Source organism: Streptomyces sp. NPDC033180 (assembly GCF_055577645.1).
In genome coordinates this window covers 198,297-217,760 of sequence record NZ_JBVIPU010000002.1, presented here as the reverse complement: position 1 = coordinate 217,760, position 19,464 = coordinate 198,297, and the positions used below count along the sequence as shown (strand labels likewise).

Here is a 19,464-nt window from a genome sequence, read left to right as displayed (position 1 = left end):
AGGGTATCGAGCATGTGAGCTACCGCCGACCACGGCCGGTAACCTGGCGGAGTGACGGACTCGCAGGTAACCCCTTCTTTCAGGCTCGCGTACGTCCCGGGGGTGACACCCACCAAGTGGGTGCGGATCTGGAACGAGCGGCTGCCCGACGTGCCGCTGACCCTCGTGGCCGTGGACCCGGGCGAGGCTTTCGAGCTCCTGCGCGGCGGCGGCGCCGACGCCGGTTTCGTACGGCTGCCGGTCGACCGTACGGACCTCAGCGCGATCCCCCTCTACACCGAGACGACAGTCGTGGTGATCCCCAAGGACCACGTCATCGCGGCGGTCGACGAAGTGACCGCCGAGGACCTGGCCGACGAGATCATCCTGCACCCCCTCGACGACACCCTCGCGTGGGAGAAGCTGCCGGGAAAGCCGGCGAACGAGCGCCCGGCGACAACGGCCGACGCCATCGAACTGGTGGCCGCGGGCATCGGTGTCCTCGTCGTCCCCCAGTCGCTCGCCCGCCTGCACCACCGCAAGGACCTCACCTACCGGCCGCTCACCGAAGCCCCCGAATCGCGGATCGCGCTGTCCTGGCCGGAGGACACGACCACGGACCTGGTGGAGGACTTCATCGGGATCGTGCGAGGACGCACCGTCAACAGCTCACGCGGCCGTTCCCAGACCCCGGCCGCCGGGGCGGCGCCGGACCAGTCGAAGCGCAAGACCCCCGACAAGGGCGCCGCCCGGCGTAAGCCGACGGCGGGCAAGCCCACCGGAAAGTCGGGCAAGAGCGCCCGCAGCGGTTCGGGCGGCGCATCGAAGGGCGGGGCATCGAAGGGCGGCGCATCCAAGGGCGGCGCAGCGAAGAGCACCGGCAAGCGCGGCAAGCCCCGCCGCCGGCCGTGACCAAGACTTCGGCGCCCAAGGGCGGCAGCGGCCTCAAGAGGCGTTCTGCTGGGCCCACCAGGCGGCCACCCCGCCGAGGACGAGCAGCAGGCAAATGACCGCGTTGGTCCGCTTGTAGGCCACGAGAACCGCGGCGAACTCACGGATGGTCGCGGTGGGCCAGAAGTACGCGGCAGTGGGCGAGCCCACCACCTGGCCGTTGATCCCGGTCCGTCGAGCGGTGAGGGCGGCGCGGAAGGCGTGGTAGTTGTTCGTGACGATGACGCACCGGTAGTGCGGCTTCGCCTTCTCCATGATCGCCTTGCTGAAGCGCAGATTCTCGTCGGTCGTCGTCGAGCGGTCCTCCCGCTCGATCAGACCTGCGGGAAACCCGTGGGCGACCAGGTCGTCGGCCATCGCGCGGGACTCCGGCACGTCCTCGTCCGGGCCCTGGCCCCCCGAGGTGATGATCACCGGCGCGTCCCCCCGCTCGGCGAGCCGCGCGTGCACCGCTTGCGCCCGCCTGAGGCGACTGGCCAGCAAAGGCGGCACCATGGACCCACCGACGAGCCCCGAGCCGAGGACGACCACGAAGTCGGCCTTGCGGTGCACGCGCAGCCGCCCGTAGAGGAACGCGTAACAGACGAAACACAGAAACAGGAACGCGAGGTAGGCGGCCAGCCCGCCGGCCGCCGTTCCCACTCCCACCCACACCGGTGTCCGTACGACCACCGCCATGACCACCAGCGCCACGACCGCCAGGATGGTCAACGCGGCCAGCAGCGACAGCAGGTTGGTGGGGCTCCTGCCTTCCTTGCGCACCATCTGAAGGCCGTTGGAGAACAGGAAGCACGTCAGTACGAGGATGCTCAGTGCTCCGATCACCAGCATCGCCCACGCCACGGCCTGACCCGATGCCGAGCCGGAGCGGACCAGTTGGAACACCCAGGCCGCAAGACCACAGAGTGCGGCCAGCCCCAGGATCACGGCATTGCTGAACTTCCTGCGTTCGCGCACCACGCGCACACAGAAGACGAGGAAGAGGAGCACCGCCGGGGCGTAGACCAACATCCGCACAGCGTAGGCGCCGCCAACGCCAACCCCGCCTCGGACCGGATCCGAAGGCGTCCGCTCCGGTGATCTCAGAGGTCAGGCCGTGCCCTTATGCACGACAGGGAGTTGACCCCGGTATGAAGAAGCGAAGCGTACTGGCCGTTGCCTCTCTCGCCGCCGGGGCTGTCATCGCCGCGATCAGCCCGCCCCCGGGAGCGGACACGACGGACACGAAGGAGCCTGCCCACGCCGTGGGCACGCTGGACGAGATCGGCGACGCAGGTTCGGGGGGCGAGGGCATCGAGGGCGCCCCGCGGACGCCCGGCGCGGGCGTCGGCGTGGTCGCCCCCGACATCTCCAGCACCCAGGGGCTCTGAGACGACGGACGCGGGGGCCGGGCCGTTTCGGTCCCGGCCCCCGCCGCCGTCCCCCAGGGCGCGAAGCCCCGGGCCCGTGACCGGCCGGCCCGCGACGACGGCCCTGTGGCGCCCGACCGGCCCCAAGGAGCTGGATCTGGTGCGGGAGTTGAACTGGCGTGCCAGGCCTCCCCGCCTGCCCGAGCAGCCGACCTTCTACCCGGTCCTGAACGAGGACTACGCGATCCGTATCGCCGGGGACTGGAACGTGAGGCACGACGGCGCCGGCACGTGACGCGCTTCGAGGTCGAATCGGAGTACCTGCGTCGGTACCCCGTCCAGCAGGCGGGCGGGCAGACGATCCTCGAACTGTGGGTACCGGCCGATGAGCTCGATGAGTTCAACGCCCACATCGTCGGCGAGATTCAGCTGGTCCACACGTTCCAGTGAGGATCCCCAGTCCCCGTCCCTGGTGGGTCTGCGAACCACCTGGAGAGCGCTCTCCTCTGCTCCCCCGTGCGGCGGAGGTGGATCATCACGCGGTACGACGTGCCAGGCTGAGCGCTGCGAGAAATTCGGGTGGTGACGACGACAAGACCCGCCCCGCCCGGACCCCCTGTGCCGCCACCGGCCCGGCCGCCGGTCATGCCACCTCCGCACTGGGCGGTGCGTGCCGCGCATGTCGCCGCCTGGTCGACCGTCCCCTCCGGGGTATGGCGCGTCGCGCTCGTGCTCGGGGTACCGGTCGGGGTGATGGAGCGCGATGAGTTCCTCGCCGCGTTTCCCGACAACTCTCCACTGATCGGCATGGCTTACGTACTGCTGATAGGCGCGGTCGCCGAGACCGCCTCGTACCTCACGCTCGGCCTGGTGCGGCCCTGGGGTGAGGTGGTGCCACGCTGGATTCCGTTCCTCGGAGGGCGTCCGGTCAACTACCGGCTCGCGGTCCTCGCCGCTTCGCTGGGAGCCCTCACGGTCACCGTCCTGTGGTGGGTCTTCTTCTTCGGCGCACTGCTGACCGCCCCCGGCCCGGACCCCGGCATCTCAGCCGGTGAAGCACTCTTCGCCGCCGCCTACGCCCCGCTTCTTCTCTGGGGCCCGCTCCTGGCGGCGGTGACCTGGTCGTACCACCGACGGCACCAGGCTCGTACGAGGTCGTGATCGGTAGTGCTCCCCAACACCGAAGCCCGCCCGACCTCTTGACACGCTCGCGTCACGATGGGAACACTCCGGGAGAGCGCTCTCCCAATGCCGGTACTGGCAGGGGCGCTCCGCGACAGATGGCTTCGGGCGGCCGATGGGCGCCCTCGGCCACGTACGTCCCCACCCGGTGCTCGGGAGTGCACGGCCACGGCTCCCGGCAGGCCGGTCCCCACATCCCTCTCCACGTGGCAGGAGGTCTCCATGGCACGGAGATCGAGGACGATCTCGGGAGCGCTGATCGCGGGCGCCCTGTTACTGAGCACGCTCGGAATCGGCGGCATCGCGGTGAGCGCCGACCACGCGTCCGAGTCCCGGACGTCGCAGGCCGCGACGTCGCACGCGGGTCACACCATGGCCGCATCCACCCGCGCGGCGGCGGAGGACGCCGACGCGGACGGGTACCTTCCCGCGAAGTCGCCCGTCGCCGGTGTCGAACCGTCGGCCGAGCAGCCGCCGCACCGCTACTTCCACGAGTTCCAGGCGCACTGTTCGGTGTCGCACACCGCCCCCGATGACCCCATCGTCTACCCGGGGCAGCCCGGCAAGTCGCACGACCACACGTTCATGGGCAACACCACGACGAACGCGAGCAGCACCACGGGATCCCTGGACTCAGGGTCCACCAAGTGCCTTGCCCCCGGCGACAGGTCGGCGTACTGGATGCCCACGCTGTACAACGGCGACAAGGAGATACGGCCCGTAGGGGATCAGACGATCTACTACAAGGCCGGGGTCACCGACTACACGAGCGTGCGGCCGTTCCCCAAGGGGCTCAGGTTCGTCGTGGGCAGCCCGATGCAGAGCGCGCAGGAGTTCCGCGATCACCCCGGTTTCGTCGAAGGGTGGGAGTGCGGGACCAGCTACTTCAACGTGGACTTTCCCAAGGACTGCCCCACGACGCCTGACACCCAGCTCAACATCCGCTTCCAGGCGCCCAGTTGCTGGGACGGCAGGACACTGGACGCCCCCGACCACCAGAGCCACATGTCCTACCCGGTGGTCAAGGACGGCACCAACGACAACGTGTGCCCGACGAGCCACCCCGTCGCCCTGCCGATGGTCGAGTTCAAGATGGCGTTCCCGGTCAACGGGGACATGTCGAAGGTCCGTCTGGCGAGCGGGACCGGCCACTCCTTCCACTACGACTTCTTCAACGCGTGGGACGACGCGACGCTGAAGGCGCTGGTGGACCACTGCATCGTCGGCGGTCTGCAGTGCGACCCGCGCGGCTATGACCAGACGCACCCCGAAGCGGGCGCGGCGCTCGACGAGAACTACGAACTGCCGTGACCCCGGCCTGCGAAGGGCGGGGCCCCCTCCCGCCCTTCGCAGGCAACCCGCCGATCCCCGCACTCTCCCCCCTCGCCCAGGAGACCCCCATGCGCAGACCCCGCACCGCTCCCTTTCTCCGCAGCATCGTGGCCCCGGCGACCGCGGGCCTGCTCGTGACCGGAGCCCTGGTGCTCCCCGCTCAGCAGGCGCACGCGGCAGGCAGCGTCGTGAAGGTGACCGGTTCGCAAGGCAACTGGCAGCTCACCGTGGACGGCTCGCCCTACCAGGTCAAGGGCCTGACCTGGGGCCCTTCCGTCGCGGACGCCGACACGTACATGCCCGACCTGCGGTCCATGGGCGTCAACACCATCCGGACCTGGGGCACCGACGCCTCCAGCAAACCGCTGTTCGACTCCGCGGCCGCCCACGGCATCAAGGTCGTCGCGGGCTTCTGGCTCCAGCCCGGCGGCGGCCCGGGGAGCGGTGGCTGTGTCGACTACCTGACGGACACGGCGTACAAGAACAAGATGCTCGAGGAGTTCCCCAAGTGGGTGGACACCTACAAGGACAACCCCGGTGTCCTGATGTGGAACGTGGGCAACGAGTCGGTGCTGGGCCTGCAGAACTGCTATGCCGGGGACGAGTTGGAGAAGCAGCGCAACGCGTACACCACCTTCGTCAACGACATCGCCAAGAAGATCCACGCGGTGGACCCCAACCACCCCGTCACCTCCACCGACGCCTGGACCGGGGCCTGGCCGTACTACAAGAAGAACGCGCCTGACCTCGACCTGTACGCCGTCAACGCCTACGACGCCACGTGTGACGTCAAGTCCGACTGGGAGCAGGGCGGTTACAACAAGCCCTACATCGTGACCGAGACCGGGCCCGCCGGCGAGTGGGAGGTCCCCGACGACGCCAACGGGGTCCCCGAGGAGCCCACCGACCAGGCCAAGGCCGCCGGCTACACGAAGGCATGGGACTGCGTCACCGGGCACCGAGGCGTCGCGCTCGGCGCCACGATGTTCCATTACGGCACCGAGTACGACTTCGGCGGAGTCTGGTTCAACCTGCTTCCCGCCGGCCAGAAGAGACTCTCGTACTACGCGGTGAAGAAGGCCTACAAGGGCAGCACCGCCGGTGACAACACCGCACCGGTCATCTCCGAACTGGCCGTCGACGGCGACGCGGGCAAGGTCCCCGCGGGCAGCCCGCTCACGCTCACGACCAAGGTCAGCGACCCCGACGGCGACGCGCTGTCCTACGAGGTGCTCGCCAACAGCATGTACATGGACAAGAACAAGGACCTCACCCCGCTGGCCGTCACGGACCAGGGATCGGGCCGCCTGAAGGTCACGGCCCCGGACAAGCCCGGTGTCTGGAAGATCTACGTCAAGGTCAGCGATGGCAAGGGCAACGTCGGCATCGAGACGCGGTCCGTGCGCGTGGTGGTGCCACCGGTCGACGGCACGAACGTCGCCCAGGGCAAGCCCGCGACCGCCTCGTCCTTCCAGCCCGGCAGCGGCGACTGCCCGTGCACCGCGGCCAACGCTGTCGACGGAAAGCAGAACACCCGCTGGGCCAGTGACTGGAGCGACCCGCAGTGGCTCCAGGTGGACCTGGGCTCCACCACCTCCTTCAAGCACGTCCAGCTCAACTGGGAGACCTCGTACGCGAAGACGTACACGATCCAGACCTCGGACGACGGACAGAACTGGAAGACCGTGCACGAGGTGCGCGGCGGCAACGGCGGCGTCGACGACTTGGATGTGAGCGGCTCCGGCCGCTACGTGCGGGTCAACGGAACGGAGCGAGGCACCGGATACGGCTACTCGCTCTACGAGTTCGGCGTCTACAACTGATCCACCGGTGCGGGGCCAGGAGAGGTCGGGAGGAGTAGAGGATGACGCGCGACGAACTGCTCTGTCTTGTGAGCACGTTGGAACTGGAGCGGAAGGTGGAGCTCCTGACCGCAGCCACCGTGTGGCGCACCCGGGCCGAACCGGCCGTGGGGCTAGGGGAGATGGTCTTCTCGGATGGCCCCGCCGGTGTGCGGGGGGAGGAGTGGGACGAGCGCCGCCCCTCCCTGCTCCTGCCCTCCGCGTCCGCGCTGGGCTCCCTGTGGGACGAGCAACTGGTGGGCGAGCTCGGCGAACTGCTGGCCTTCGAGGCACTGCGCAAGGGGGTGCACGCGGTCCTTGCGCCCACCTTGAACCTCCATCGCAGTCCGCTGGGAGGGCGCCACTTCGAGTGCCTGGCCGAAGACCCTGAACTGGTCGCGCGCACCGGAGCCGCCCTGATCCGCGGCATTCAGGCGCACGGGGTGGCCGCGACCGCCAAGCACTACGTGGCGAACGACTCGGAGACCGACCGGCTCACCCTGGACGTACGGGTGGACGAGCGGACGTTGCGCGAGGTGTATCTGGCCCCGTTCGAAGCCGCCGTCGACGCGGGCGTATGGCTCGTCATGAGCGCGTACAACAGCGTCAACGGCACGACGATGACCGCCAACGATCTCCTGACCGAACCTCTGAAAGGAGAGTGGGGATTCGACGGGGCCGTCGTCTCCGACTGGGGCGCGGTGCGCCTGACGGCCGAGAGTGCCGCGGCGGCCCAGGACCTCGCGATGCCAGGGCCGGAGGGCCCGTGGGGAGCGGCTCTGGTGGCGCAGGTCCGGAGCGGGAATGTTCCTGAGGAGGACATCGACGACAAGGTGGTGCGTCTGCTCGCCCTGGCCGACCGTGTCGGCGCGCTCGGCGGCGGCCGGAGGCTCCCGCCGCGCGCGTGGCCGAGCGGCACCGCACGCAGGCTGCTGCAACGGGCCGTGGCGGCCGGCACTGTACTGCTGCGCAACGAGGATGTCCTGCCCCTGGACGTCTCCGCACTGCGCAGCGTGGTGGTCATCGGGCGGCACGCATCGGCACCGCGGCTCCAGGGAGAGGGCAGCGCCGGAGTCTTCCCGGCAGACGCCGTGACACCGCTGGACGGAATCCGGGCCCGGCTGCGGGGGCGGGCCCGGGTCCTGCACGTGCCGGGGCCGGCCCTGGGCGGGCAGCCGCGGCCGCTCGACGCCGCGCGGTGCGAGAACCCCCTCACCGGAAGGCCTGGAGTGCTGCTGCGGGTGCTGACGGCGAGCGGACGTGAGCTCACCGCTGAACACCGCCGCTCCGGACGGCAATTGGAGCCCCCTCTTCCCCCGGAAGCCCACACCATCGAGATCAGTGCGCTGGTACGCACGGCCGGCGAAGGAAAGTGGACGTTCGGAGTCGGCGGCTATGGCCGGATGAGTCTGGCGGTTGACGGACAGCCGTTGGTGGAAGGGGAGTTCACGCGTGATACCGAGGACCCCGCGGTCATTCACCTCGACCCTCCACGACAGCACGCCTCGGTATGGCTGCCGGCCGACCACGCCGCGCACGTCGTGGCCCGCCGCGAACTGGCGCCCGGCACCGGCCGCGCCGTCGTCGTGACGGCCGCGGCGCCCGAACCGGATCCCGACCAGGCGCTGTCCGAAGCGGTCGAGGCCGCGCGGAACACGGACGTGGCCGTGGTCGTCGTCGGCACCACAGAGGGCAGCGAGGCCGAGGGCCACGACCGCGCCTCGCTCACCCTTCCCGGCCGTCAGGACGAACTGGTCGCGGCGGTCGCCGCCGCGAATCCGCGCACCGTGGTCGTCGTCAACTCGGGCGGCCCCGTGGAGCTGCCCTGGCGGGAACAGGCCGGGGCCGTGCTCCTGTCGTGGTTCCCCGGGCAGGAAGCGGGGAGCGGTCTCGCCGACGTCCTCTTCGGTCAGGCCGAGCCGGGCGGCCGCCTGCCCACCACGTGGGGAGCCGCGCTGGCGGACGCACCGGTCAGCGAGACCCGCCCGCGGGACGGCGTGCTCGCCTACGCCGAGGGGCTGCACATCGGCTACCGGGCCTGGCTGCGGGCGGGCCGCGAACCTGCCTACTGGTTCGGTCACGGCCTGGGCTACACGACGTGGAGCTACGACCGCCTCCGGGTCCGCTGCACACACGACGAGGGAGAAGCCCTGCTCGTGGAGGTGCGGTTGCGCAACACGGGCTCCATGCGCCCTGGCCGTGAGGTGGTACAGGTCTACATCGCGCGTCCCGACTCCGCCGTGGAGCGCCCGGTCCGCTGGCTCGCGGGCTTCGCGGCGGTCCGCGCGGAGCCGGGGGAGACAGTGACGGCATCGGTGGAGGTGCCGGCCAGGATGCTGCGTCACTGGGACGTGGAGGAGCACCGATGGCGAACCGAGGCGGGCGCCTGGCAGATCCTCGCCGGGCGCAGCGCCGGAGACCTGCCCCTGAGGGCGACGACGGCTGTCCGCAGGTCGAACGACCGCCTCTAGCCTCCGGGCGGGCACGGGAGAGCGCTCTATGACGCCTGGTCGCGGGGCGTTAGGGTTCCCGAATGGACAGACAGATGCCGACGCTCGAGGACGTGGCGCGCGAAGCGGGGGTATCCCGCGCCACCGTCTCCCGGGTGGTCAACGGCGTGCGCAATGTCGCCCCCGCCATCCAGGACGTGGTGCGGGCGGCCATCGAGCGGACGGGTTACGCGCCCAACCGTGCGGCGCGCTCTTTGGTGACCCAGCGCGCGGGCACCATCGCCTTGGTCGTGTCGGGCGCCGGAGATCACACGGACACGGCCCAGAACGCGTTCGCCGCGCGGGTGTTCGCGGACCCCTTCTTCGGTCGCGCCGTCAGTGGGGTGGTGGGTTTCCTGCGCCCGCGTGCCATGCATCCGGTGCTGATGTTCGCGGAGACGGAGGACTCCCGGCAACAGGTCCTGACCTACCTGCGCCACGGCAACGCGGACGGCGCCCTGGTCGTCTCCACCCACGCCCAGGACCCGCTGCCGGCACTGCTCGCCGAAGCCGGGTCGCCCGCGGTGTTCTTCGCGCGCCCCTCTCTGCGGGCCCGCGTCACGTACGTGGACTTCGCGCACCGGGACGGGGCGAGGCTGGCCGCCGAGCATCTGCTGGCCCGCGGCTGCCGACGGGTGGCGACGATCTCGGGCCCGCTCGACATCCCCGCGGGCCGCGAACGGCTCGCCGGGTTCCAGGACGGGATGGAGCGGGGCGGACAGCCTTACACCCCCGTCGCGGAGGGCGGGTTCACCCTGGAGAGCGGAGCGAAGGCGATGCGGCGGCTGCTGGCCGAGCACCCGGACATCGACGGGGTGTTCGCGGCCAACGACCTGATGGCACAAGGCGCGTGCCAGGTCCTGAGGGAAGAGGGAAAGCAGGCCCCTCGGGACGTGGCGGTCATCGGATTCGACGACTCGTGTGTGGCGGTCACCTGCGTGCCGCCGCTGACGACGGTGCGGCAGCCCATCGAGGAGATGGGCGCGGAGATGGCACGGCTGCTGCAGGAACAGATCGAGGGCGTACGGACGGAGCCCACCTCGGTGATCTTCGAGCCGGAACTCGTGGTGCGTGAGTCGGCCTAGCGCGCGACGCGACAGGGGGCGGGCGACCGCGTTGTCGCAGGCAGAGGGGGTGTTCGGGGCCACCAGATGCGGATCACGCCCCGCGGTGTGAGCCTGGTTGTGGGGGCGACACAGAGAGGCGGCTGCCCATGTCAGTCATGGACAAGCTCAAGCAGATGCTCAAGGGCCACGAGGACAAGGCCGGAACGGGCATCGACAAGGCGGGAGACTTCGTCGACGGCAGGACCCAGGGCAAGTACTCGGGCCAGGTCGACACCGCCCAGGACAAGCTCAAGGACCAGTTCGGCAGGGACCAGGACCGGCCCCCGCAGCAGTAACCTGCCGCCGATTGTCAGTGCCCGCCGCTAGCCTGGAGTCTTCCATCCGCGCTGTGGCTGCAGCGCTGCCGCCCCGCCCCCGTGATGCAGGGGCGGGGCACTCGGCTGTCAGGAACCGTGGGCACGGATCTGCGCGAGCAGAGCGTCGACCGCCTGTTCTGTGGCGGCTGCCATGTCCACCGCGGCCGGATCGAGGAGCCACTGCACCTGCAGGCCGTCCATGACGGCGATGATCACGTTGGCGGTGCTCTCGATGTCCAGGTCGGACCGTGCCTCGTCGAGTTCGCAGGCCTCGGTGAGCGCCTCGGTGATGAAGGTGCGCAAGCCTGCGTAGCGCTGCCGGAAATACGGTTGGGCCGGGTGGTCGTCGGTGACGCTCTCGGCGCAGAGGACCGTGTAGAGCCGGACGATGCCCTCGCGTTCGGTGTTGTGGCGGACGGTGTCCACGAGGTGGCGCAGGAAGGCGAGCCCGCGGGGCCGCTGCGGGCCCAGCGGTGCGATCTCCGCGTTGTCGCGCAGCTCGAGGACCTCGGTGAGGAGGTTCTCCTTGGTGCGGAAGTAGTGCAGGACGCCCGCCTGGGTAAGACCCGCGCGATCGGCTATCTCCGCCAGCGACGCCTTGCCGTACCCACGGGCCGCGAAGGTCTCCATGGCGATCCGCAGGATCTCGTCGTGGCGCTCCTGGGCGGCCTGACTGCGGCCGCGGCGGGTGGCCCCCTCGCGTCGACGGTCTGCTGAAGCCTTCGCGTCTGCGGTCTTCGCCGCCTTTTGCGTGCTCACCGTGCGGATTCTAGGCGTGAGTTGATCGCCTCGAAAGAACCGCGCCCCGACCACTTACTGAGTACTTAGTAAGTGTGCTTCCATGTTGCACCCGTTCTCGCCCCGCCAGGCCCTGCCGCACCGTGCGGCAGGGCTCGCGGCGGCCTGAACCAGAGGAAGGGCCGGCCCCACCACGTACGCGTCCGTCGCAGACCAAGGAGCCGCACATGAGAACACGCAGCAGGGCTGGGAACACGGCAGCCACCGGTACGGGCCGCCGCGTAAGGCTGAAGGCCGCCGGGGCGGCAGCCGCCCTGGCGCTCACCGGTGTGGCCATCGCCTACGGCCCGCTCGACCAGGCGGGGGCCCGCCCGGCCGCCGCGGCCGACGGCAAGTCCCGGCATGCGGCAGCCGATCCGGCGGCGCAGGTGTGGATCACCACGCGGGACGGGAGCAGCAGACTCACGCACGCGGGCGAGGCGCCCTTCACCGGACGGCCCCAGGGCACGGACATCCGCATCGACCCGGGCGCCACGGGGCAGCGCTTCACCGGCGCGGGCGCCTCGGTGACGGAGGCATCCGCCCACCTCATCCGGCAGTTGCCCGCCGACAAACGCAAAGCGCTCCTCACGTCCCTGTTCTCCCGCGACGGCGACGGCATCGGCCTGAACTACCTCCGCCAGCCCCTGGGCAGCAGCGACTTCAACACGGACGCGAACTTCACCACGTACGAAGACACCAAGGGCACCTTCACCATCGACCGCGACAAGAAGGCCACCCTCCCCGTCGTCAAGGAGGCCCTCACCGTCAACCCCAGGATCCGCTTCATGGGATCCCCTTGGTCGGCGCCCGCCTGGATGAAGACGGGTGGTTCGCTCAAGGGCGGCAGCCTCGACTCCGCTCACCACCAGGACTACGCCGACTACTTGGTCAAGGCGATCAAGGCGTACCAGGTCGAGGGAGTGAAGCTCACCGACCTCACCGTCCAGAACGAGCCGGAGTTCGCCAACTCCACTTACCCGTCGATGTCGATGACGTCAGCCGAGCAGGCCTCCTTCCTCAAGGTCCTCGACAAGACCCTGACCGATGCGGGCCTTGACACGAACGTCCTTGCCTACGACCACAATTGGGACCACCCGAACTACCCGCTCGACGTGTTCAGCCGTACCGCGGGGATGAACCGCCTCATCGGCGCCGCTTTCCACTGCTACGGCGGCAGCCCGGAGGCGCAGCAGCAGGTGCGCGACGCGGGCAAGCGCGTGTTCTTCACCGAGTGCTCCGGTACCGACTCCTCCGACACGTCCGCGACGTTCGGCGACACCCTGAAGTGGCACGCCGAGAACCTCGTCGTGCGGAACATGCGCAGTGGCGGCGAGACCGTCGTCAGCTGGAACCTCGCGCTCGACGAGAACGGCGGCCCGCACCAAGGACTGTGCGGCACGCGCTGCAACGGCGTCGTCGAGACCAAGCGCGATGGCACGGTGACCAGGAACGCCGAGTTCTACATGCTGGGCCATCTGACCAAGTTCGTGGACGAGGGGGCGACCCGGATCGGCTCCACCGCGGACTCGACCATCCAGAACGTCGCGTTCCAGAACCCGGACGGATCGCGGGCCGTGTACGCGGTGAACACCGGCTCCGCGGCGAAGGGCTTCTCGGTCACGGACGCGGGGCGCACTTTCACCTACACACTGCCCGCAGGGGCGGTGGCCACCTTCACCTGGCGCCCCTGACGGGGGGATGGGTGAGGAAGTTCCAGCCGCCGACATCGCCGTAGTGGATGGGCCCCGGGCCGCGACCGACGTTGCTGGCGACCAGGTGCAGGCGTTCGGTCTGCCAGGGGCGGCCGGTGAACCCGGCGAGCCCGGCGGCGGCCTCCACCGCGCACGACGGGGTGTCCCTGCGGGCGCGGGCCAGCGTCAGATGGGGGCGGAACGGCCGACCCACATGGGGGACACCGCGGTCATCGACGATGGCACGCACCTCGGTGGCGAGCAGATGCAGCTCTTCGAGGTCCCCGTCGATCCCGCTCCACAGCACACGCTCGTCGAAGTGCCCGCCACCGCACAGCGCCAGGGTCAGGGGCTCGCGGGTCGCCGCGAGACGCGCGAGCGGCGTACGCAGCAGCGGAATCACGGAGACGGGGACCTCGCCGAGGAACGCCAGAGTGATGTGCCAGTCCTCGATGCGGTTCCACCGCATACGTGGATGCGCCTGGTAGGCGGGGGCGAGCGCCCGCTCCAGTTCCTGCTTCGCCTCGTCGGGCGGAGCGAGAGCGATGAACACACGAACGGACGCGGGCCGGATTTCTTCGTTCACGGAAGACTTCGTACCGCATCGACGTTGCTCAGCGCGGTGTCGGCGGCGTCGAGGATGCTGAGGAAGCTGCGGGTGATCATCGGTCGTACGAGGCGCCGGGTGAGGAAGGCGCCGACGAGCGGGGCCCGCATTTCGGCGCGCGTGGTCCAGTTGACCAGAGTGCCGCCTTCGGTCTCGGTGAACGTGATGCGCCCGAGTTCGTGCCGGGACGGCGGGACGCGGCGGTCGACGACGTACTCGGTGCAGTAGGGCGGGTCGCCGCGCCGACACCGTACGGCGCACAGTCGCCGTGGTGGGGCAGGCGGCAGCGCAGCACGAGGGGCGAGCGTGTGTAGTTGGTCGTCGTGGTGAGCCAGGCGAACACGTCGTCGATCAAGGCGTGGACGGTGCGCTCGACGGTCATGGTTTCCATGGCTGGTGTTCTCCTCTGTCGAGTGGGTGCAGCGTCTGGGCGCGGTGCAGCTTGTCGGGATGGCGCATGGCGTAGAGGCCGGTGATCCGGCCGTCGTGGATCTCGAAGGCGAGCAGCCAGTCGAGTGCGCCGTCGGTGAGGCAGAGGGCCGCGAGCATGCCGTTGTAGAGGCCGTGCTCGATGCGGGTGGCCGGGGTGATGCTGGTGCGTGCCACACCGAGGGTGAAGCGGGCGACTTCGTCGCGGCCGGTGATCGGGCGGCGTGCGGCGGACGCTTTTCCCGCCGTCGTCGGAGATTTCCACGACGTCGGGCGCCAACAGGTCCATCAGGCCCTGGATCTCACCGGTCGTCGCCGCGAGGAGGAACCGCTGGACGATGGCTCGCGTGGCTTCGGAGTCGCGCTCGAAGCGGCGACGGCGCGCGTGGACGTGCCTGCGTGCGCGGTGGGCGATCTGCCGGACGGTGACCTCGGTCCTGCCGACCGAGGTGGCGATCTCACCGTGGGTGCAGCCGAACACGTCGTGCAGCACGAACACCGCGCGCTCGGTGGGGTTGAGCGTCTCCAGGACGAGCATCATGGCCAACGAGACCGACTCGGCCAGGATCGCGTCTTCATTCACCTCGGGTGCGGTGCGGTGCGGATCGGCTCGGGTAGCCACGGGCCGACGTAGTCCTCGCGCCGTGCCTTGACCGCGCGCAGGTGGTTGAGGGCCTGCCGGGTCACCACGCGGACCAGGTACGCGCGCGGATGCTCGACCGTGGCGTGCTCGACCGCGCTCCATCGCAGGTAGCTCTCCTGCAGCACGTCGTCGGCATCGGCGGCGCTGCCCAGCATCTCGTAGGCGATGGTGAACAAGCAGCGGACGGTGCTCGGTGAAGGCGTCCTCAGCGTCGACCACAATCGTGGCTACCGGGGCGAGACGACTGCGGCCTTGGGGGCAGGGGGGAGCGCGGCGGGCTTGGGCGGGTCGGTCAGGAGGTAGGCGCGACGCCACCGGAGGAACGGCCGTTCGATGCCATGGAACGTGACCACAGCCGCGGCCAAGGTGATGGGCAGGACTGCCGCCGCCGCGGTGAGGAAGGCATCCACTACCGGGCGCCCCGTCAGCTCGAACCACCAGCGGCGGGAGATGAGCGCGGTGACGACCATGTAGTGGAGCAGATAGACGGAGAAGCTGATCTCGCCGACCTTGGCGATGCCTCTCGACACGATCCCCGTCGAGGAGACGGTGGCCACGTAGGTCAGCACCACCAGGGCCCAGAGGACTCCTTCGACGTCGACCCAGAGCAGGCGTGTGGCCTGCCGTTCGTGGAAGGCGTGGGTCTGGTTGAAGGCCCAGATCGCGCCCGTGGCCAGGGCTGTCGCGATGGCCACCTTCAGTGGACCCCGGAACCGTTCCCGGTGGTGCGCGAAGAACCAGGCGGCCACCATGCCCAGCAGGAATTGGTCGATTCTGCCGGCGAGGCTGTAGTAGAGCATCGAGTTCACACTGATGCTGCCGGCGGCCGAGGCCCACACCAGGGCGCGGATCACGGCGACGGCGGCCAGGAGCTTGAACAGGGCCACAGGTCCGCGCTTGGTGAGGAGCCTGCTGAGCAGCGGGAACAGCAGATAGAACTGCAACTCGACCGCGATGGCCCACCACATGCTCGACACGGCCCCCAGGTTGAGGGACCCGGGCAGGTTTCCCAGTCCGACCAGTGACTGGAGAACCGCCAGCAGGCCCGCCCCCTGCTTGTGCGCGCCGATACCCAGGACGATCAACGCGATGTAGAGCGGGAAGATCCGCAGCACCCGGTTGCCAAGGAACCGGCCGTAGTGGACGTCCTTGCCCAGCGTGCCGATGGTGAAGATGAATCCGGAAAGCACCATGAAGAGCGCCACCCCGGAATGGCCTTCCAGTACCAGAGTGGCCAGGGGGTTCTCCGAATAGAGCCAGCCGTGCGGGTCACTGTTCGGGATCTCCCTGAGATACGGAGAGATCATGTGCGTACCGTGGCAGAGGAGCACCAGCAAGGCAGCGTAGGCACGCAAGTGATCCACGGACACGAGGTACTGCCGGTTACTGCTGCGCATGAGTTGAGCCGACCTCTCGTCACCAACGTCGCGACGGCGGCTCCGCGACGAAGAACAGATGACGGACGACAGCACTGCGCGCGCGGCCGATACGGTTCATGCGCACGAGTCCCTCCATATTGCCGGATAATTTCACTCATCCGAGGGGGGTATCCGGCTCGCAACCTTCAGTCGGTCCTGTCGTTGGCAAGACGAGTGGCCCCGTCTCCGCAATTTCTGTTGTGCTGGGGCCTTGGCGACTCCGTACGGAGTGCGGCTACGGGAGCTACGGCACCTTGCACATCTCATTTCTCATCCACAATTCCTTCGGTTTCGGTGGCACGATCCGCACCACCATCAACCTCGCCAACGCGCTTGTTGAGCAGCATGATGTGGAGATCGTGTCGGTCTACCGACACAGGGATTCACCAGTGTTCCCCGTGCATCCTCGTATTCGGATTCGGCATCTGGTCGATCTGCGGGAAGGGACCCCGGGATATGAGGGGGACCTGCCCGAATCCCGGAGACCCGCTGCTGTTTTCCCCAGGAGCGAGACGCAGTACCCGTACTACAGCGCTCTGACCGATCAGCGGATCGCTCAGCACTTGAGCACGCTGACGAGTGACGTCATCGTGGGGACTCGACCAGGCCTGAACGCGCATATCTGCTTGCAGGCCAAGCGGGGGCCGCTGCGTGTGGGGCAGGAGCACCTGACATTCCACAACCATCCGCGGCCGCTGCGGCTCGCGTTGCGTCGGCTGTATCCGCGGCTCGACATGCTGACGACGACGACGCTGGCCGACGCGGAGACCTATCGCACGCGGATGACACTTCCGGGAGTGCGTATCGAAGCATTTCCCAATCCTGTACCGGAGCCAGCCAGTGCCCCGACGGGCAGCAGGGACAAAGCAGTTGTCGCTGCCGGGAGACTCGTTCCCACGAAACGGTACGACCTCCTCATTCGAGCATTCGACAGGGTCCGTGCCGATCGCCCTGACTGGGTTCTCCGCATCTTCGGCCCAGGGGTCACGGGAGGCCACGGAGCGCAACTCCAGCGGCTCATCGAGGACTTGGGCCTGGAGGAGCACGCTTCCCTCATGGGTGCGGTTTCGCCCCTGGATGCCGAGTGGCTCAAAGCGGGCCTTGCCGCGAGTGCTTCGGACCACGAGTCCTTCGGCATGACGATCGTTGAAGCGATGCGGTGCGGGGTGCCCGTCGTCTCCACCGACTGCCCCCTGGGGCCGAGAGAGATCATTTCCGATGGAGTGGACGGGCGTCTCGTACCGATGGGCGACGAGGAGGCTCTTGCTCACAACCTCCTGGAGCTCATCAACAGTGATGAGCTCCGTCAGCGGATGGCCGACGCGGCACGAGCCTCGTCGGCGCGATACGAGCCGGCGCTCATCGCGTCCCGCTTCGCCGACACCTGCGCCGGGCTGACGAGGCGGCGCGGCACGAGCGGAGCTCTCAGAGCCGTCGTGCACCAGACCCGAGGCTCCGTGATCGGCGCAGCCTACGGCGTGAAGGACGCGGTGAAGCAGCGACTCAACTGATGTGCGGGGTGCGGTAGTTGCCCCGGGCCGTGACCGCCCAGAGCGTGAGCCCGAGGCAGCTGAACGCGGCACCCAGTGCGCACACGGCGCTCCACCCGGCCGCGGTGTAGAGGGTGGTGGCGGCGATGGCGCCGGTGGCGCTGCCGATCGAGTAGAAGACCATGTATCCACCGATCAGCCGGCTGCCCGCGTCCGGGTGCAGCGCGTAGATCAGGGTCTGGTTGGTGACATGGACCGCCTGCACGGCGAGATCGAGAAGGATCACCCCGACGACCAGGGCCCACAGTGAGCTGCGGGTGAAGGCCAGGGGCAGCCACGAGGCGGCGAGCAGCGCCAGGGCGAAGCCGGTGGTGTGCCGGGAGAAACCACGGTCGTTCAGGCGGCCCGCCGCCGTCGCGGCCAGGGCGCCGACGACGCCGATGAGCCCCAGCGCCCCGATCGCGCTGTGGGACAGGCGGTACGGGGCCTCGCTGAGCGGCAGGGCGACGCTGCTCCACAGCGTGCTGAAGGCGGCGAAGATCAGCAGACCGAACAGGGCCCGGAGCCGGAGCAGTCGTTCCCGTGCGAACAGGATGACGGTGGAGCGCAGGAGCTGCCCGTAGCGCAGGGGTGTCGGCGGAGCGGCGCTGTGATGTGGCAGTACCCGGAAGAGGAACAGGGCGAGCAGGGCGGTGAGCGACGCCGAGGCGAGGTAGACGGAGCGCCAGCCCGCGAGATCGGCCATGAAACCGGACGCGGTGCGGGCGAGCAGGATTCCGATGACCACGCCGCTGGTGACCATTCCGACGACCCGGCCGCGCTGGGCGGCAGGTGCCAGCGACGCCGCGAAAGCCACCAGCGTCTGCGTGACCACCGCGAGAAGCCCCGTCGCGGCCATGCCCGCGAGGAGGATCGCCGCCGTGCGGGCGGCGGCCACCACGGCCAACGCCGCCACCAGGAGCAGCAACTGGACCACGATCAGCCGTCGGCGGTCGGCCATGTCGCCCAGCGGTACGAGGAAGAAGAGCCCGAGCCCGTATCCGACATGGGTGAGGGTGACCACGCTGCCGACAAGCGCCGGGCTCATGGCGAGGTCCTGGCCCATGGTCACCAGGAGCGGCTGGGAGAAGTAGACGTTGGCCACCGAAGCCCCGCAGGCGACGGCGAACAGCGCGACGACGCCACGGGTCAGGACGAACGCGGAGCTCTCACTGCCTCGGTCCCTGGTCCGTCGTCTCAGAGCCTCGCTGCTGCCGGACATCGGCACCCCTCCACATTGCTGGTTGCATCTTGCTACCAATGATGGCTGCGAAGGTAGCGTTGTTGGTAGCATGTTGCAACCATCGTGAGAGTGGGTGAGGGACGTCATGGTGACCAGGACGCGCTTCGACGACAGCGAATGCCCTGTCGCCAGATCGGTTGACGCGATCGGCGACTGGTGGTCCCTGCTGATCGTGCGGGACGCCTTCGACGGAAGCCGGCGCTTCGGGGAGTTCCAGCGCAGCCTCGGGGTGGCGAAGAACATCCTGACCGTACGTCTGCGCAATCTGGTCGCCGGCGGAGTCCTCGAAACCGTCCCCGCTTCGGACGGCAGCGCCTACCGCGAATACGTACTGACGCCGAAGGGTGAGGCGCTCTTCCCCGTCATCGTGGCACTGCGGCAGTGGGGCGAACAGAACTTCTTCGCCCCCGGTGAACCGCACTCACAGTTGGTCGACCGTCGGCAGGGGCACGGTCTCCGTCCGCTGGAAGTGCTTTCCGCGGACGGGCGGCGGTTGAACGCCGACGACACCACCGTCCACAAGGTCTCCCCTCAGTGATCTGAGGCCGCCTCGTCGCGAGCCGCCGTGAACTCCGGGC

At 69.1% G+C, this 19,464-nt stretch carries 16 protein-coding genes and 3 pseudogenes; 12 read left to right on the top strand and 7 right to left on the bottom strand.

Features of this window, described 5'->3' with window-relative positions; all coding sequences use genetic code 11:
* Positions 1 to 51: 51 nt before the first annotated feature.
* Positions 52 to 891, top strand: coding sequence for a LysR family substrate-binding domain-containing protein (locus ACZ5WE_RS07670; protein ID WP_467684786.1), 840 nt, complete (start codon positions 52 to 54; stop codon positions 889 to 891).
* Positions 892 to 924: 33 nt separating this feature from the next.
* Here the strand turns inward: ACZ5WE_RS07670 and ACZ5WE_RS07665 are convergent, their stop codons facing one another.
* Positions 925 to 1,941, bottom strand: a complete 1,017-nt coding sequence (locus tag ACZ5WE_RS07665) for a YdcF family protein (protein WP_467684788.1) — start codon at positions 1,939 to 1,941, stop codon at positions 925 to 927.
* A gap of 119 nt (positions 1,942 to 2,060) precedes the next feature.
* Between ACZ5WE_RS07665 and ACZ5WE_RS07660 the strand changes: the two genes are divergently transcribed.
* The 8 genes and pseudogenes from ACZ5WE_RS07660 to ACZ5WE_RS07625 all read left to right on the top strand — a co-directional run bounded on the left by ACZ5WE_RS07660 (position 2,061) and on the right by ACZ5WE_RS07625 (position 10,525).
* Entirely contained in the window at positions 2,061 to 2,300 is a 240-nt protein-coding gene (locus ACZ5WE_RS07660; protein WP_467684790.1) for a hypothetical protein, read from the top strand.
* Positions 2,301 to 2,376: 76 nt separating this feature from the next.
* Positions 2,377 to 2,729: pseudogene (locus ACZ5WE_RS07655) on the top strand (hypothetical protein).
* Positions 2,730 to 2,861: 132 nt separating this feature from the next.
* Entirely contained in the window at positions 2,862 to 3,440 is a 579-nt protein-coding gene (locus tag ACZ5WE_RS07650; RefSeq protein ID WP_467684792.1) for a hypothetical protein, read from the top strand.
* 243 nt (positions 3,441 to 3,683) lie between these two features.
* Positions 3,684 to 4,772: a DUF1996 domain-containing protein gene (locus ACZ5WE_RS07645; protein WP_467684794.1), complete on the top strand. Its 1,089-nt coding sequence runs from the start codon at positions 3,684 to 3,686 to the stop codon at positions 4,770 to 4,772.
* Positions 4,773 to 4,861: 89 nt separating this feature from the next.
* Complete coding sequence (locus ACZ5WE_RS07640) at positions 4,862 to 6,616, top strand: discoidin domain-containing protein (RefSeq protein WP_467684796.1); 1,755 nt, start codon at positions 4,862 to 4,864, stop codon at positions 6,614 to 6,616.
* Between the two features lie 41 nt (positions 6,617 to 6,657).
* Positions 6,658 to 9,105 carry a glycoside hydrolase family 3 C-terminal domain-containing protein gene (locus ACZ5WE_RS07635; protein WP_467684798.1) on the top strand — a complete coding sequence of 816 codons (2,448 nt, stop codon included), beginning with the start codon at positions 6,658 to 6,660 and terminating at the stop codon, positions 9,103 to 9,105.
* Positions 9,106 to 9,167: 62 nt separating this feature from the next.
* Entirely contained in the window at positions 9,168 to 10,208 is a 1,041-nt protein-coding gene (locus ACZ5WE_RS07630) for a LacI family DNA-binding transcriptional regulator (RefSeq protein WP_467684800.1), read from the top strand.
* Between the two features lie 128 nt (positions 10,209 to 10,336).
* On the top strand, positions 10,337 to 10,525 hold the full coding sequence (locus ACZ5WE_RS07625; RefSeq protein WP_467684802.1) for an antitoxin: 189 nt from the start codon (positions 10,337 to 10,339) through the stop codon (positions 10,523 to 10,525).
* Between the two features lie 108 nt (positions 10,526 to 10,633).
* Here the strand turns inward: ACZ5WE_RS07625 and ACZ5WE_RS07620 are convergent, their stop codons facing one another.
* Positions 10,634 to 11,176, bottom strand: coding sequence for a TetR family transcriptional regulator C-terminal domain-containing protein (locus ACZ5WE_RS07620; protein WP_467685195.1), 543 nt, complete (start codon positions 11,174 to 11,176; stop codon positions 10,634 to 10,636).
* Between the two features lie 335 nt (positions 11,177 to 11,511).
* Here ACZ5WE_RS07620 and ACZ5WE_RS07615 point away from each other — a divergent pair.
* A pseudogene (locus tag ACZ5WE_RS07615) lies at positions 11,512 to 13,008 on the top strand (glycoside hydrolase family 30 protein); the annotation flags it as partial.
* On the opposite strand, the gene thpR reads toward ACZ5WE_RS07615, so the two are convergent.
* The 4 genes and pseudogenes from thpR to ACZ5WE_RS07595 all read right to left on the bottom strand — a co-directional run bounded on the left by thpR (position 13,001) and on the right by ACZ5WE_RS07595 (position 16,093).
* The gene (gene thpR / locus ACZ5WE_RS07610; protein WP_467684804.1) at positions 13,001 to 13,603 is read right to left on the bottom strand and encodes an RNA 2',3'-cyclic phosphodiesterase; all 603 of its coding nucleotides are present in this window, start codon (positions 13,601 to 13,603) and stop codon (positions 13,001 to 13,003) included. The pseudogene ACZ5WE_RS07615 and the gene thpR sit on opposite strands and share 8 nt — an antisense overlap.
* Entirely contained in the window at positions 13,600 to 13,734 is a 135-nt protein-coding gene (locus ACZ5WE_RS07605) for a hypothetical protein (protein WP_467684806.1), read from the bottom strand. The genes thpR and ACZ5WE_RS07605 overlap by 4 nt, the downstream gene beginning before the upstream one ends.
* 268 nt (positions 13,735 to 14,002) lie before the next feature.
* Positions 14,003 to 14,918 (bottom strand): annotated as a pseudogene (locus ACZ5WE_RS07600) (RNA polymerase sigma-70 factor).
* 5 nt (positions 14,919 to 14,923) lie between these two features.
* Complete coding sequence (locus ACZ5WE_RS07595) at positions 14,924 to 16,093, bottom strand: acyltransferase family protein (RefSeq protein WP_467684808.1); 1,170 nt, start codon at positions 16,091 to 16,093, stop codon at positions 14,924 to 14,926.
* A 275-nt stretch (positions 16,094 to 16,368) separates the two neighbouring features.
* Between ACZ5WE_RS07595 and ACZ5WE_RS07590 the strand changes: the two genes are divergently transcribed.
* Positions 16,369 to 17,625, top strand: a complete 1,257-nt coding sequence (locus tag ACZ5WE_RS07590; protein ID WP_467684810.1) for a glycosyltransferase — start codon at positions 16,369 to 16,371, stop codon at positions 17,623 to 17,625.
* Here the strand turns inward: ACZ5WE_RS07590 and ACZ5WE_RS07585 are convergent.
* Positions 17,618 to 18,865 carry an MFS transporter gene (locus tag ACZ5WE_RS07585; protein WP_467684812.1) on the bottom strand — a complete coding sequence of 416 codons (1,248 nt, stop codon included), beginning with the start codon at positions 18,863 to 18,865 and terminating at the stop codon, positions 17,618 to 17,620. The genes ACZ5WE_RS07590 and ACZ5WE_RS07585 overlap by 8 nt on opposite strands.
* A 106-nt stretch (positions 18,866 to 18,971) precedes the next feature.
* On the opposite strand from ACZ5WE_RS07585, the gene ACZ5WE_RS07580 reads away from it, so the two are divergent.
* Complete coding sequence (locus ACZ5WE_RS07580; RefSeq protein WP_467684813.1) at positions 18,972 to 19,424, top strand: winged helix-turn-helix transcriptional regulator; 453 nt, start codon at positions 18,972 to 18,974, stop codon at positions 19,422 to 19,424.
* The last annotated feature ends 40 nt before the right edge of the window (positions 19,425 to 19,464 follow it).